Annotated in this window: 11 protein-coding genes; 5 read left to right on the plus strand and 6 right to left on the minus strand. The window is 72.6% G+C overall.

The annotated features are described in order from the left end of the window. Position 1: 1 nt before the first annotated feature. From AQI94_RS12425 to AQI94_RS12450, 5 genes are all read right to left on the minus strand, one after another. Positions 2-640 carry an SRPBCC family protein gene (locus AQI94_RS12425; protein ID WP_031038501.1) on the minus strand — a complete coding sequence of 213 codons (639 nt, stop codon included), beginning with the start codon at positions 638-640 and terminating at the stop codon, positions 2-4. Continuing rightward, the gene (locus AQI94_RS12430) at positions 633-995 is read right to left on the minus strand and encodes an ArsR/SmtB family transcription factor (RefSeq protein WP_031038499.1); all 363 of its coding nucleotides are present in this window, start codon (positions 993-995) and stop codon (positions 633-635) included. Before AQI94_RS12430 ends, AQI94_RS12425 begins: the two co-directional genes overlap by 8 nt. A 218-nt stretch (positions 996-1,213) precedes the next feature. Next, positions 1,214-2,392, minus strand: a complete 1,179-nt coding sequence (locus AQI94_RS12440; protein ID WP_031038493.1) for a DSD1 family PLP-dependent enzyme — start codon at positions 2,390-2,392, stop codon at positions 1,214-1,216. A gap of 50 nt (positions 2,393-2,442) precedes the next feature. Then, entirely contained in the window at positions 2,443-3,432 is a 990-nt protein-coding gene (locus AQI94_RS12445) for an ornithine cyclodeaminase family protein (protein WP_078902616.1), read from the minus strand. A 10-nt stretch (positions 3,433-3,442) separates the two neighbouring features. Beyond that, on the minus strand, positions 3,443-4,027 hold the full coding sequence (locus AQI94_RS12450) for a helix-turn-helix transcriptional regulator (protein WP_225890200.1): 585 nt from the start codon (positions 4,025-4,027) through the stop codon (positions 3,443-3,445). Between the two features lie 245 nt (positions 4,028-4,272). Here AQI94_RS12450 and AQI94_RS12455 point away from each other — a divergent pair, with 245 nt between their 5' ends. The 5 genes from AQI94_RS12455 to AQI94_RS12475 all read left to right on the plus strand — a co-directional run bounded on the left by AQI94_RS12455 (position 4,273) and on the right by AQI94_RS12475 (position 13,582). Then, the gene (locus AQI94_RS12455; protein ID WP_062229726.1) at positions 4,273-7,275 is read left to right on the plus strand and encodes a SpoIIE family protein phosphatase; all 3,003 of its coding nucleotides are present in this window, start codon (positions 4,273-4,275) and stop codon (positions 7,273-7,275) included. A gap of 85 nt (positions 7,276-7,360) precedes the next feature. Next, positions 7,361-10,153: a SpoIIE family protein phosphatase/ATP-binding protein gene (locus AQI94_RS12460; protein WP_225890180.1), complete on the plus strand. Its 2,793-nt coding sequence runs from the start codon at positions 7,361-7,363 to the stop codon at positions 10,151-10,153. A 144-nt stretch (positions 10,154-10,297) separates the two neighbouring features. Then, the gene (locus AQI94_RS12465; protein WP_031037256.1) at positions 10,298-11,662 is read left to right on the plus strand and encodes an FAD-dependent oxidoreductase; all 1,365 of its coding nucleotides are present in this window, start codon (positions 10,298-10,300) and stop codon (positions 11,660-11,662) included. Positions 11,663-11,815: 153 nt separating this feature from the next. After that, positions 11,816-12,967, plus strand: a complete 1,152-nt coding sequence (locus tag AQI94_RS12470; protein ID WP_037941044.1) for an FAD-dependent oxidoreductase — start codon at positions 11,816-11,818, stop codon at positions 12,965-12,967. Between the two features lie 42 nt (positions 12,968-13,009). Further along, positions 13,010-13,582, plus strand: a complete 573-nt coding sequence (locus AQI94_RS12475; RefSeq protein WP_031037271.1) for a MarR family winged helix-turn-helix transcriptional regulator — start codon at positions 13,010-13,012, stop codon at positions 13,580-13,582. A 173-nt stretch (positions 13,583-13,755) separates the two neighbouring features. Here AQI94_RS12475 and AQI94_RS12480 read toward each other — a convergent pair whose 3' ends face one another. Then, complete coding sequence (locus tag AQI94_RS12480; protein WP_031037275.1) at positions 13,756-14,715, minus strand: NADPH:quinone reductase; 960 nt, start codon at positions 14,713-14,715, stop codon at positions 13,756-13,758. Positions 14,716-14,722 lie beyond the last annotated feature (7 nt).

The following is a 14,722-nucleotide window of genomic DNA, read 5'->3' on the forward strand; positions in this document are numbered from 1 at the left end:
GTCAGGCCTGCGTTCCCGTGTAGAACGCGATCGTCGCGGCCGCGGTCCTCGTCGCCGTCTCCCGGTCCACGCCGGAGGCGGCGTACGCCTCGCCCCATCCCTCGCCCGAGCCGGTGATGAACGCGCTGCCCTCGGGCGTGGTGTGCCAGGTCGCGGCCTCCTCCTTGCTCAGGCCGCCGCCCGCGAGGTGCAGGGCGAGTCCGTACAGCCCCAGGTCCCAGCCGACCCCTACGGCGCCGGGCCCGAACTGGTCCCAGAAGTCGTCCGGTACGACGGCCACGTGCTCGAGTTCGAGGGCCGTGCGCTCCCCCTCCTCGGGGGTGAGGCGCACCTCGACCTCGCTGAAGCCCGGGTCGGGGCCGTACAGCCAGCTCACCCGCAGCCGCTCGGGTTCCACACACTCGAGGATCTCGCCGCCGGCGTTGCCCTCCAGCTGGTAGCGGCCGCCGACCTTGAGCTCGCCGCTGACCGGCATGAACCAGCGGGCGATCCGCTCGGGAGAGGTCACCGCGTCCCACACGTCGGCGATCTCGGCATCGTACGTACGGCGCAGCAGGACCGTCCGGGCCTCGCCGGTCTCGACCTGCCGGGTGCCGACCCGCCGGTGCATACGGTTGATCGCGTCGGCGATCTCACTCATGCTCGCTCACCTCTCCTTGCAGCCTGCGCTCGCGCTTTCCTCGCGCGAGCTCCGTTCCGAGCGCGTCCAGCCGCTGGTCCCAGAAACTCCGGAAGCGCTCCAGCCAGGCATCCACCTCCTGGAGCGGGGCGGCCTCGACGGCGTACAGCCGCCGGTTGCCGTCGGCACGCACCGAGGCGAAGCCGCTCTCCCGCAGCACCCTCAGATGCTGCGAGACGGCCGGCTGGGAGATCCCGAACTCGTCCCGGATCACGGCACTGACCTCGCCCGACGCCTGCTCCCCCGAGGCGAGCAGTTCCAGTATCCGGCGTCGGACCGGATCTCCGAGTACGTCGAACGCGTGCACCTCACCCACTATGCCATCCATCACTTATATAAGCCAAGGCTTAAACAGCAGCTTCAGTGAGCGAAGGCGGCGGCCAGGCTCAGGGCGTGCGTGCGCCACCAGCGCGGCGACGGTGGCCTCCAGGACCTCCGGCAGGTACCGGACCTGCTCGGCGGTCATCCGCTCGTGCGCGAGCAGGGCGACGACGGGGGCGGAACGCGCCTCACCGTCTGGGACCTGGCCACCGATCACCACCCGCTGACACGGCTCCAGAAGGCCTGGACGACCGGCGCGCCGGTCGTCGGCCGCGCGCCGTCGACGACGTGGTAACCGTGATGCTGGGCCGCAGTGGCACAGGCGTGGTTGGGCAGGATGCGCAGGCGTGTGCCGAGGGGCAGCTCAGGCGGGCGGGTGCCGTCGCGGGCGGTGAGGGTGCCGTGTTCCTGGCTGGCGGCCGTCATGACCAGTCCCGGGACCGGGTTGCCGGCGAGGTCGGTGACCAGGCCGTATCCCTGATCCTGCGCCTGGACCGCGGTCCCTCGGTCGCGGGACATGGCCATCCAGCCGCCGTCCGTGAGGATCCAGCCGTACTCGGGGCGATGACCGATGACGGTGACGACGACCGAGAGGGCGAGGTCGTCGACGCGGCAGACTCCGAGGCCGGCCATCACCAGGTCGAAGAACACGTAGTTGCCCGCGCGCAGTTCGGTGACCCCGGTGAGGTCCTCGGCGGCGTGGGCGGTGGGAGTGGAACCGACGCTGACGGTGGCCACGGGCAGGCCCGCCGCGCGCAGCCGCTCGGCCGCGGCGACGGCGCTGTCACGTTCGTTCTCCGCGGCCAGACGCTGTTCGTCGGCGGTGCGGGCGAAGTAGGACTCGCCCGCGTGGGTCAACACCCCGTCCAGGCAGCCCGCTTCGTGCAGGACGCGGCCGATCTCCGGGAGACCCCGGGCGTCGGGCCTGAGACCGCCGCGGTGGCCGTCGCAGTCGATCTCGATCTGGCTGGGGACGCGAAGCCCGGCCCGGCGGGAGGCGTCGGCGACGAACTCCGCCTGCTCCACGCTGTCCAGCAGAACGCGCAGCGTGACACCGCGACGCAACAGGGCGACGACGCGCGGGAGTTTGTGGGGGTCGATGCCCACGGCGTAGGTGATGTCGGTGTAACCGCCGTCGGCGAACGCCTCCGCCTCGGCCAGGGTGGACACCGTGACCGGGCAGGGCCTCCCGCCCGCGTGCAGGAGAGCGGCGACGTCGAGACTCTTGGCGGTCTTCACATGGGGCCGCAGGGTGACACCGAGCCGCTCGACTCTGGCCGCCAGCCGCTCGACGTTGCGTCTGACCTTGTGGACATCGACGACGGCGAACGGGGTGTCGGGATCGGCGAGGGTCCGCGCGGCGGCGCCCGCGGGGACCCGGACAGGGCTCACAGGAATCACGGGGTTCACGGGAGGCACAGGGTTCACAGGGTTCACAGGGTTCACAGGGAGATGTCCATCCTCTCCAGTAGGGCCAGCCCCAGGAACAGGTCCTGCACTCCGATCCCGGAGCTGTCGAAGAGCGTGATCTCGCTGTCGTCGGTACGGCCTTCCGCCCGACCGGTGAGGACCTCTCCGAGCGGCGTGAGGACCGTGTCCGCGGGGGCTTGCCTGCACTCGCCCATGCGGCGGGCCTGTTCGGGCAGGTCGCAGAACACCCGGGCGCGGGCGAACAGTTTGGGCGGGAGTTCCCGCTTGCCGGGAGCGTCGGCGCCCATGCACGAGAGGTGCGTACCGGGGCGGATCCACGAGGCGTCGAACAGTGGTGCGGCGTCGGCGCGTGCGGTCGTGGCGGTGATGATCACGTCGGCCCGGGCGCAGGCTTCTTCGGCGACCGCGGCGCGGGCCGCGTGGCCCTGTGCGGCCAGTGCCGCCGCCGTACGCTCGGCGCGCCCCGCCGTACGGCCCACCACCAGCACCTCACCGACGGCCCGGACCCGGCTGACGGCCCGCACCTCGTAGGCCGCCTGGTGCCCGGTACCGAACACCGCGAGGGTGGTGGCGTCCGGGCGGGCCAGCAGGTCGACGGCGAGGGCGTCGGCGGCGGCGGTCCGGTAGGCGTTCGCGGTGCCGACCTCCAGGACGGCCGCGAGCCTGCCGGTCCGCTGGTCGAGCAGCAGCAGCAGGGTGGAGTGGTGGCGGGGCAGCTCGTGCTCGGTGTTGCCCGGCCAGTACGTGCCGATCTTCACGCCGGCGTGCGTGGCGGACGCGGAGGGCTTGAGAGTGAACCGGTTGCGCGGGTCGGATCCGTGCACGGCGAGCGAGGGGAAGACCGGGCCGTCCACCGTCGCGGCGAAGGCGGCGCGGGCCGCTTCCAGGGCCAGGTCCTCGTCGACGAGCGCGGCGGTCCGCTCCTCGGGGATGTGCAGCAGGGGTCGGACGGCGGTCGACGGGCCGGAGTGCGAGCCGGGGTGCGGGCCGGCGGAGGTCATGGACAGCCCTTCATTTGCTGTAGTTGTAGACGGTCGCCCGGGACACGCCGAGCAGGTCCGCGATCGTCTGCGCGGCGTCCCGCGAGTCGAAGTACCCGTCCCGGTGCAGCCGCCGTACGAGCGCCTTCTTGTCCTGTCGGCTCAGCGACCGGGGCGTGGCGGCGCGCTCCGCGGCCAACTCCTCCACCGTCCGGCGCAGTTCGCGCGTGGTGCGGTCCCGCAGGTTCTCCAGCGGCTGTTCGCGGTGCTCGGTGTCCGTGGCCACGAGGTTCGACAGGGCGAGCGTCACGGGTGAGAGCACCGACACGTCGAGATTGAGACACAGGGCCGCGATGTACTCACCGGCCTCGTTCTTGATCCCGATGGACGTGCTCTTGGCCGGGCGGCCGTCGGGGAACCGGTTGGGATAGTTCTGGATGACGCTCGGGTACTCCGGATCGGCGATGCGGGCCAGTCCCAGCTCGGTCGCGGAGTCCCCGACCCGGCGGCCCGACAGGTTGTTCTCGATCGCCCGGATCGCGTGCCGCGGGTCCCGAAGGTCGTGCAGGACGACCTCGCACAGGCCCGGAAACATGCGGCCGAGCGCGACAGCCATCTTCTCGGCCTCACCGATGAGGTGCTCGTCCGCGCCGTCGACGACGTCTTTGACCACCGGCACTCCGTCCACGAGCCGAATAGACTCATTGTCTAGATCTGGACGTCGAGCCTAAGAGTACGACGGACGGTTGTCCAGCGGAGTGAGCGAGGTGTACATATGGGCCGCCCGGGTGCGGGTCGGTGTCCTTGTGGCGCATTCTTGCTGTGTCGCCCGCGGGACGGTGCACGGACTAGGTAGGGCCGATGACTGGGAGCGTCGAGGACCCACACCCGACGGCCGGGCGGCTGGCGGCACTGCTGATCGACGCTTCGACGGAGGCGGTCAGCGCGGCCGGCGGCCACGCCGGAGGGGTCTATCTGCGCTCCCGCACGCCCGGACTGCTGCGGCTCGCCGTTCTGTCGGGACTGCCCGGACCGCTGTTCCGCCCGTGGTGGCGGCTCCACGCCGACCGTCCTTTCCCCGTCGCGGACGCCTACCGGCTCGGTGTCCAGGTGGTCCTGCCGAACGCCACCGAGACCATGCGGCGCTACCCCCAGTTCGCCGCCGGGCTGCCGTTCCAGTTCGGCTCGCTCTACGTGCCCGTCGTCGGCGGTTCCACGACCTTCGGGGTGCTGACCGTGCTGCGTCCGGCCGTCACCGACGCCGCCGAGGTGCTGGCCGGACGCGACCGTATGGTGCGCCTCGCCCAGGAGCTGGGCGAGGCGCTGCGGGACCTGGAGGACGGGAAGCCGGACCAGGTCGCCTGGGAGGGCGAACCGGTCTGTCTGCGGCCGCCGACCGCCTCCGCGTCCGTGGGACGCGCCGGTCGCTTCGCCTGGGATCCCCAGGCGGCCCGCATCACTCTGGACGAGGACCTGCACACCCTGCTCGGACTGCCGCCCAGCGAGTTCTCCGGCACCGTCGAAGCGTTCGCCCAGGCAGTGGCCCCCAGCGACGCGCACCGCATCCTGGCCACCCTGCGCGACACCGCCGCGGGCCGCCCTCCCGCGCTGCCCCTCTACCTGCGGGACCAGGAGGGCGCGCTGCGCCTGCTGGACCTGTGGAACGCCTTCGACCCGCCCTCCGCACCCGCGGTCCGGGGCGTGGTCGTGGCCCCGGGTCCTGCCCCCACCGCGGACTCGGCGGCCGACCTGCTGCCCGACGGTGTCTTCTGCGTGGACCGGCTGGGCCTGGTGGTCTACGCGAATCCGCGCGCCGCCCAGCTCCTGGGCCGCCCCCGCGCCGAGCTCGTCGGCCGCGACCTGTGGGAGGCCGTGCCCTGGCTGGCCCGCCCCGAGTTCGAGGACCACCTGCGGGCGGCCCTGCTCACCCCTGACCCGGTCCACTTCCATCTCGTACGACCGCCCGAGCGCGAGCCCGAGCCGCAGCCGCAGCCGCCCGCTCAGGAGACCGAGGCACTGTGGTCCGTTCCCGACACCGGGGGCCCGTGGCCCGACCGGGACGAGGTCCTGCTGCGGTCCGCTGGGAACGACACGCCACCACGGCCGGATCAGGACGATGTGCCACCTCGGTTCACCCACGGCGACGCGCCACCACGGCACGCCGGCGATTCCGGGCCTCAGTGGTCCGCCCGCCCGGCCGAGTCACCACGGCCCACCCTCCCCGCCGAGGCACCACGGTCTTCCCACCCACCCGAGTCACCCCCGTCACCCCCGCCCGCCCGAAACGCCGCACCACCACCCCCCGACCAGAACTCCCAGCCCCCACGGCCCACCCCGGACACCACCGGAACACCGCCGCCCGCCTCCCACGCCACGCCACCCCTCGCAGCCCAGAATCACCAGCCGTCACCCCCCGCACCGGACGCCGAGCCACCACCACCACCCAATGGCGCCCAGCCGCCCCCACCCGCCCAGGCCCCCGGGTCCGCCCCGCAGCCGTACGAAGGCGACTGGCTCGCCGTGTCCGTGCATTCCGGACCCGACCGGCTGACCTGTACGGTCCGGCCCGCGAGCCGGGTGGCGGACAGTCCCGCGGGGCAGGAGGCGGCCGAGGGCGCGAGCCCGCTGGCGCCGCTGTACCGGCCGATCGCGCTGGCCATCGCCCTGACCGAGGCCTCCACCGCCCGGCAAGTGTCCGCGGTCGTGATGCGGGAGCTGCTGCCCGCCTTCGGCGGCCGCCGGCTCGCGATCTACCTGCTCCAGGAACGGCATCTGTACCTGGAGTGGGAGGCCGGCTTCCCCAAGGGCTTCCTCGCGCCCTTCGAGGGCGTGGACCTGGGCGCGCACCTGCCCGGCGTCGAGACCCTCACCACCGGCCGTCCGCTGTTCTTCGACTCGATGGAGGAGCTGACGGCCGCCTACCCGGGCATCGCCCTGGACGCCACCGAGGGTGCCCGGGCCTTCCTGCCGCTGATCGCCTCCGGGCGGCCGGTCGGCTCCTGCATCCTCGGATTCGACCGGCCGCGCAGCTTCAGCACCGAGGAACGCACGGTGCTCACCGCGCTGGCCGGGCTGATCGCCCACGCCATGGAGAAGGCGCAGCGCTACGAGTCGGAGACCGTCCTCGCCCGCGGCCTCCAGCAGGCGCTCCTGCCCCGCCGTCTGTCGGCGCACCCCCAGCTGGAGACCGCCGGGCGCTATCTGCCGGGCACCGCGGGGATGGACGTCGGCGGGGACTGGTACGACGTCGTCGAGTCCGGCGACGGGCTGGCCCTGGTCATCGGGGACGTGCAGGGGCACGGTGTGCAGGCGGCGGCCACCATGGGGCAGCTGCGCAGCGCGGTCAGGGCGTTCGCGCTCGGCGACCGGCCCCCGGACGAGGTGCTGAGCAGCACCAACCATCTGCTCATCGACCTCGACCCCGGCCTGTTCGCGAGCTGCTGCTACATCCGGCTCGACCCCGCCACCGGCCTGGCGAGGGCCGCCCGCGCCGGGCATCCGCCGCCCCTGCTGCGCAGCGCCGACGGCCGCACCCGGGTCCTGGACCTGCCCGGCGGGGTGGTCCTCGGGGTGGCGCCGCGAGCCCGCTATCCGGTCACCGAGCTGCGGATGGAGCCCGGCGCGATCCTGGCGCTCTACACGGACGGGCTGGTGGAGCGGCCCGGCAGCGACATCGACCAGGGGATCACCGCACTGCGGGTGGCCCTCGCGAAGGCCGGCGCCCCGGCGGCCCGGCCGGGCGGCCGGTTCCTGGCGAGTGTGGCGGACCGGCTCACCGCGACCGCCCGGCACGCCCTGGACCGCCCCGACGACATCGCGCTGCTGCTCGCCACCCGGCGTGCGGCACCGTCCGGGTCGTCATGAGCAGGGTCTGGAGGGTTTGTTCATGTTCTGTCACACCGTGTGACGCCCCTCGCCTCCTGGGGCGCGGCAGTGTAGACATGGGCACATGGTCCGACTCCTGGGCCGCTCCGGGGGCGGGTCGGCCCGTCGCCCCGGCGGTCCCCGCCCACCGCAGACACCCGACCGCGCTCACGACCGGCACGAGGGCCCCCTGAAGGGCAGTTCGCCCACGCGGGTGGAGCGCGACGGAGTCCCGACGCGACGGCGGCCGGGAGCTCTGCGGGCCGTGGTCGGCGGTCGCAGCGTGGCCGGACAGGTGTTCGTCCTCCAGGTCGTGATCGTCCTGCTGCTGGTCGTGGCCGCGGTGGTGGCCCTGGTGCTCCAGGTGCGGCACGACAGCACCATCGAAGCCCGCAACCGTTCGGTGGCCGTCGCCCAGGCCTTCGCCAACGCCCCCGGCACCGCGGAGGCCCTCAGCAGCCCCGACCCCTCGGCGGTGCTCCAGCCGCGCGCCGAGGCGGCCCGCCGGGCGACCGACGTGGACTTCATCGTCGTCATGGACACCGAGGGCATCCGGTACACGCATCCCAAGCCGGACCGCATCGGCAAGAAGTTCGTCGGGAACATCGCCCCCGCGCTGGCGGGGGGTGTGGTGACCGAGGACATCAACGGCACCATCGGACCGCTCGTGCAGGCCGTCGTCCCGGTCAAGGCGGACGACGGCAAGGTCGTGGGTCTGGTGTCGGCGGGCATCACCACCGCGAAGGTGGGTGGCACTGCCGACCAGCAGATGCCGCTGCTCCTGACGGCCGCCGCGGTGGGACTCGCATTGGCCACGGCGGGCACGGCCCTGGTCAGCAGGCGCCTGCTGCGCCAGACGCACGGTCTGGGCCCGCACGAGATGACCCGCATGTACGAGCACCACGACGCGGTGCTGCACGCCGTGCGCGAGGGCGTGCTGATCGTCGGCGGCGAGGGCCGGCTGCTGCTCGCCAACGACGAGGCCCACCGGCTGCTCGACCTGCCCGCCGACGCCGAGGGCCGGCACGTCCTCGACCTGTCGCTCCCCGCCGACACCGCGGGGCTGCTGGCCTCCGGCCGGGTCGCCACCGACGAGGTGCACCGGGTCAAGGACCGCCTCCTGGCGGTCAACCAGCGGCCCACGGACATCCAGGGCGGTCCTGCGGGCAGCGTCGCGACCCTGCGTGACTCGACCGAACTGCGGGCCCTGTCCGGGCGCGCCGAGGTGGCCCGGGAGCGCCTCGACATGCTGTACGACGCCACGGTGGGCATCGGCACGAGTCTGGACGTGACCCGCACCGCCGAGGAACTGGCCGAGCTCTCCGTGCCGCGGTTCGCGGACTTCGCCACCGTCGACCTCTTCGACGCGGTGCTCAGCGGGGGCCAGCCGGAGGCGGCGACCACCCTGCGCCGCACCGCGCTCAGCGGGATCCGTGAGGACGCCCCGCTGTACAAGGTCGGCGAGCGCATTCCGCTGGTCGACTCGGCTCCCCAGGCCCGCGGCATCAGCAGCGGCCGGGCCGTCCTGGAGGCCCGTCTCGCCGAGGCCACCGGGTGGCGCGCACAGGACCTGGAACGCTCCACCCAGGTCATCGAGTACGGCATCCACTCGCTGATCGCCGTCCCGCTGCGGGTCGGCGATCTGGTCCTGGGCACGGTCAGCTTCTGGCGCTCGGACAAGCCCCAGCCCTTCGACACCGAAGAGGTCGCGCTCGCCGAGGAGCTCGTCACCCGGGCCGCGGTCTCCATCGACAACGCCCGCCGTTACACCCGCGAGCACACTATGGCGGTGACGCTCCAGCGCAGTCTGCTGCCGCGCCGGCTGCCCGAGCAGGACGCCCTGGACATCGCCTACAAGTACCTGCCCGCGCAGGCCGGGGTGGGCGGCGACTGGTTCGACGTCCTGCCGCTGTCCGGTGCGCGGGTCGCGCTCGTGGTCGGCGACGTCGTGGGGCACGGGCTGCACGCCGCGGCCACGATGGGCCGGCTGCGCACGGCGGTGCACAACTTCTCCGCGCTCGACCTGCCGCCCGACGAACTGCTCGCCCTGCTGGACGAGTTGGTCGCCCGGATCGACCAGGACGAGGCGGAGGAGAGCGGCAACTCCCCCGTCACGGGCGCGACCTGCCTGTACGCCGTCTACGACCCGGTGTCCCGGCTGTGCACGATCGCCCGCGCCGGCCATCCGCCGCCCGCCCTCATCCACCCCGACGGCAGCGTCGAGTACCCCGAGGTGCCCGCCGGCCCTCCGCTCGGCCTCGGCGGCCTGCCGTTCGAGACGGCCGACCTGGAACTCGCCGAGGGCAGCCGTCTGGTGCTCTACACGGACGGGCTCGTGGAGGACCGGGAGCGGGACATCGACGTGGGTCTGGAGCTGCTGCGGACCGCCCTGGAGCAGGCGGGACCCTCGCCCGAGGACACCTGCCGGGCCGTACTGGACGCGCGGCCGCCGTCCCGGGCCACCGACGACATCGCCCTGATCGTGGCCCGCACCCAGGCGCTGGCGACCGACCGGATCGCCGAGTGGCAGGTCCCCGCCGACCCGGCGGCCGTATCGGACGTACGGGCGGCGGTGTCCCGGCAGCTCTCCCGCTGGGATCTGGACGACCTCGCGTTCACCACGGAGCTGATCCTGAGCGAGCTCGTCACCAACGCGATCCGTTACGGCGGCGACTCCATCCACGTCCGCATGCTGTTCGACCGCGCCCTGATCTGTGAGGTGTTCGACACCAGCAGCACCTCGCCGCATCTGCGGTACGCGGCCATGACCGACGAGGGCGGTCGCGGGCTGTTCCTCGTCGCCCAGCTCAGCGAGCGCTGGGGCACCCGGTACACCCCGGAGGGCAAGGTCATCTGGGCGGAACAGCCGCTGCCGTGACCCGGTTCGGGGGCCGGTTCGGGGGCCGGAGCACCCATAAATTGACCTTATGAGCTCATAGGTTGGACCCGCGTACCGACTTAGGCTTGCCTTAGCTTAGGCTTCCCCCGAGTTGATCTGTCACCGCTCGAAGGGAACCTGATCATGCCCCGCCCCCTGCGGGTAGCCATCGTCGGAGCCGGCCCCGCCGGGATCTACGCCGCCGACGCGCTGCTCAAGTCAGATGTGGCCGCCGAACCCGGTGTCTCCATCGACCTCTTCGAGCGGATGCCGGCCCCGTTCGGACTGATCCGTTACGGCGTGGCTCCGGACCACCCTCGGATCAAGGGCATCATCACGGCCCTGCACCAGGTGCTCGACAAGCCGCAGATCCGCCTGTTCGGCAACGTCGACTACCCGACCGACATCAGCCTGGACGACCTGCGCGCGTTCTACGACGCCGTGATCTTCTCCACGGGCGCGACGGCCGACCGGGAGCTGCGCATACCGGGCATCGAGCTCGACGGCTCCTACGGCGCCGCCGACTTCGTCTCCTGGTACGACGGCCACCCGGACGTGCCGCGCACCTGGCCCCTGGAGGCCGAGAAGGTCGCCGTCCTCGGTGTCGGCAATGTCGCCCTCGACGTGGCCCGCATCCTCGCCAAGACCGCGGACGAGCTCCTGCCGACGGAGATCCCGCCGAACGTCCACGAGGGCCTCAAGGCCAACAAGGCGCTGGAGGTCCACGTCTTCGGCCGCCGTGGCCCTGCGCAGGCGAAGTTCTCCCCGATGGAACTGCGCGAGCTGGACCACTCCCCCACCATCGAGGTCATCGTCGACCCCGAGGACATCGACTACGACGAGGGCTCGATCGAGACCCGGCGCGGCAACAAGCAGGCCGACATGGTCGCCAAGACGCTGGAGAACTGGGCGATCCGCGATGTCGGCGACCGCCCGCACAAGCTGTTCCTGCACTTCTTCGAGTCGCCCACCGAGATCCTCGGCGAGGACGGCAGGGTCGTCGGCCTGCGCACCGAGCGCACCGCGCTGGACGGCACGGGCAACGTCAAGGGCACCGGCGAGTTCAAGGACTGGGACGTCACCGCGGTCTACCGCGCGGTCGGCTACCTCTCGGACAAGCTGCCCAAGCTGCCCTGGGACATCGACTCGGGCACGGTCCCCGACCAGGGCGGCCGGGTCATGCAGGAGAGCGGCGAGCACCTGCAGTCGACGTACGTCACCGGCTGGATCCGGCGCGGCCCGGTGGGCCTGATCGGCCACACCAAGGGCGACGCCAACGAGACCGTGTCCAACCTCCTGGACGACTTCGCGAACGAGCGTCTCCAGACCCCGGGTTCGCCCGAGCCGGAGGCCGTGGACGCGTTCCTCGCCGAACGGAACGTCCGCTTCACCACCTGGGAGGGCTGGTACAAGCTGGACGCCGCCGAGAAGGCGCTGGGTGAGCCGCAGGGCCGCGAGCGGGTGAAGCTCGTCGAGCGCGAGGACATGCTGCGCGAGAGCGGCGCCTGATCCGATCACGACGCCGGTCGTGCCCCAGCCTCGCGAGGGGCGGCACGGCCGGCGTCGCGCTGTGCGGACACCCCCGGAACCCTCGCAGTCGCCCCCTCGTTCCCTCCGTGCCCGTACGACCGTGCGGGCCGACGCGCAACGAACGGGGTGGGTGTGGCACGCGTACTGGTCATCGGCGGCGGTATCGCCGGCACGGCGACGGCTCTGGCGCTGCACAAGGCGGGTTTCGAGGCCGTGGTCCACGAGGCCCATCCCGACTCGGCCGAGGACATCGGCGCGTTCCTCACCCTGGCGAGCAACGGCATGCGGGCCCTGGCCCAGCTGGACGCCTCCGCGGCGGTCACCGCGATCGGCTTCCCGCTGACCTCGCTGCGGCTCCTCGACGACACGGGCACCGAGCAGGCGCACGCGCCCATGGGCGAGGTCTCCGATCCGCTCCTGCACTACCGGTGCCTGCGCCGCGGGGACCTCAACGCGGCGCTCCAGGCGGAGGCGGGGCGCCGCGGTGTCGCCGTCCGGCACGGCGCACGGCTCGTCTCGGTCGAGGAGGGCCCCGACCAGGTCACCGCGCACTTCGCCGACGGCACCACCGCGTCCGGCGACCTCCTGATCGGCGCCGACGGCCTGAACTCCGCCGTACGCCGGTCGGTCTCCCTCGGGACGCGGCCGTGCCACGCCGGCCAGTACGTCTTCTACGGCTACACGCGCACCGCGTCCCCTCCCGGCGCGGACGCGTGCATCACCATGGTCCGCGGCAGCGGGGCCGCCTTCGGCTACGCGGTGTCGCCCGACGGGGAGACGTACTGGTTCGCCCGGGTGTCCGGCGACCCGCTGCCCGCCGAGGAGTTGGCGCAGGGCACGCCCGCCCGGTGGCGCGACCTGTTGCTGCCGCTGCTGCGCAAGGACGCCACACCGGCGGCGGACCTCGTCGCGGCCACCGGCGACGAGCTGATGGTCACCAACGCCACCGAGATCCCCACCGGCACGCCCTGGCGCTCCGGCCGGATCCTGCTCATCGGTGACGCTGCCCATGCCGCGTCCCCCGCGACCGGCCAGGGTGCCTCGATGGCGCTGGAGGACGCGGTCGTCCTCGCCAAGTCCCTGCGGGACGCGCCGCACCCGGATGCCGCACTCACGCTCTACGAGACGCTCCGCCGCCCTCGCGTGGAGCACAACATCACCGTCAGCGGCAACATCTCCCGGGGCACCCCCACCCCCTCGGCCGCCGCCCGCCCCTCCGACGAGGACCTCGCCCGGCTCCTGGAGTGGGACACGGACCTGTGGGCCGCGCGTCACCCCCTCTAGAATTTGAGCCCGAACGATCTGCGCCCGACGAAGGAGCCGCCCGTGCCCGGCCAGCGATCCATCACCCAAGCCGAGAAGCTCGCGGCCGAGAAGCTCGGCGGTTTCCCGATCCGACGGGACCAGATGGCGGCCGTGGCGAACATCTACCGGGCCGCCTCCGCGGTGCGCCAGCACCTGGAGAACTCCGTGCTGCGCGGCTCCGACCTGACGTGGACGGCGTTCGTCGTGCTGTGGGTGGTCTGGGTGTGGGGCGAGTCGGAGACCCGGCACGTGGCGGAGGAGGCCGGGATCTCCAAGGGCACCCTCACCGGCGTCTCGCGGACCCTGGAGTCGCGCGGGCTGCTGAGCCGGGCCGGGCACCCCACGGACGGACGGCTCGTCCTGCTCAGGCTCACCGACGAGGGCGAGGAGCTGATGCGCCGGGTGTTCCCCGCGTTCAACGAGGAGGAGGCCTTCGTGACGGCCGGCCTCAGCGACACCGAGTGCCGTGGCCTCGCGGAGGGGCTGCGCCAGGTCGTCCTCCAAGTGGAGGAGCACGGCGACGAACGCCGCCGCGAACTCCTGGGCGGCTCCGACCCCGCCCCACGACGCAGCGGACGACGCCCCAAGGCCTGAACGCGGTACGTGCCGCGACGGTCTGGCGGGTGGCGGGCGTCATCCGTCGTCGTCCCCATGCCGGAGAACTCACCGAGGACCACATTCGCCACGACCAGGGGCATTGCTACCTGACGGTCAACCACCATCCCAGCGCGACGGGCCGCCCCGCAGGGCAGTCTTCAGAGTCCGCGCTATTGGGGGATGTTGACCAGGATGCGGCCGTGGCCACCGCGGGCGTCGACGTGGTCGTGGGCCTTGGCGGTGTCGTCCAGCGGGTGACGCTCGCCGACGGCGACGGTGAGGGCGCCGACGGCGGCTGCGGAGGTGAGGTCACGGGCGGCCTGGCGCTTGGCGTCGGCGGGGAAGTCGTCGCTGCCGAGCAGCCGCAGGGTGACGTTGTTGAACAGCAACGGCCAGAAGGGGATCTCCGTGCGGTCCGTGCGAGTGGCGTAGGCGGCGATGACGGCGTTGTTGGCGGCGACGGCGTTGTCGAGATCTGCGTTGTCGGACAGCGCGACCTCGATGATGCGGTCGACGCCCCGCGGCGCGTACGAGCGGATGGCCGCGGCGGGCTCGCCGGTGTCCAGGGCGACGGCGTGGGAGACGACGGCCGCGTCGACGCGGCTGAGGTCCGCGGTTCGGCGGACGGTCGCGATCACCGTCGCGCCGGCCCAGTGGGCGAGCTGGGCGGCCAGGGAGCCGACGCCGCCGAGAACTCCGTGGACCAGGACCAGTTGGCCGTCGACCGGGCCGTCGGCGAAGACGGTGCGGTGGGCGGTGATGCCGGGGATGCCGAGGCTCGCCCCCAGCTCATCGCTCAGATGATCTGGCAGAGGTACGGCTTGGTGGTCAGGTACGACGGTGTACTGGGCGGCGGTGCCGAAGGGGCGGTAGGACTGGGCGCCGTATACCCAGACCCGCTGTCCGACGCGGCGGGCGTCGACTCCGGCGCCGTCGCTGTGCGGGACCACCCGCGGGAAGGGCATGGACGAGCCGAGCCAGCCGCGCCGTTTCTTGGTGTCGCCGGGGTTGACGCCCGAGACGGTGACGCGGACGCGGACCTCGCCGGGGCCGGGGACGGGATCCGGGGGTTCACCGACGTGCAGGACATCGGCGGCGGGGCCCTGGTCGTCGTACCAGGAAGCGAGCATGGGGGTA

It is taken from the genome of Streptomyces pseudovenezuelae (genome assembly GCF_001513955.1).
Classification (GTDB): domain Bacteria; phylum Actinomycetota; class Actinomycetes; order Streptomycetales; family Streptomycetaceae; genus Streptomyces; species Streptomyces pseudovenezuelae.

Excerpts from the sequence above, each read along its gene's own strand:
- AQI94_RS12425 (WP_031038501.1), bottom strand. The coding sequence starts at position 640 with ATGAGTGAGATCGCCGACGCGATCAACCGTATGCACCGGCGGGTCGGC.
- AQI94_RS12445 (WP_078902616.1), bottom strand. The coding sequence starts at position 3,432 with ATGACCTCCGCCGGCCCGCACCCCGGCTCGCACTCCGGCCCGTCGACC.
- AQI94_RS12450 (WP_225890200.1), bottom strand. The coding sequence starts at position 4,027 with ATGGCTGTCGCGCTCGGCCGCATGTTTCCGGGCCTGTGCGAGGTCGTC.
- AQI94_RS12455 (WP_062229726.1), top strand. The coding sequence starts at position 4,273 with ATGACTGGGAGCGTCGAGGACCCACACCCGACGGCCGGGCGGCTGGCG.
- AQI94_RS12460 (WP_225890180.1), top strand. The coding sequence starts at position 7,361 with ATGGTCCGACTCCTGGGCCGCTCCGGGGGCGGGTCGGCCCGTCGCCCC.
- AQI94_RS12465 (WP_031037256.1), top strand. The coding sequence starts at position 10,298 with ATGCCCCGCCCCCTGCGGGTAGCCATCGTCGGAGCCGGCCCCGCCGGG.
- AQI94_RS12480 (WP_031037275.1), bottom strand. The coding sequence starts at position 14,715 with ATGCTCGCTTCCTGGTACGACGACCAGGGCCCCGCCGCCGATGTCCTG.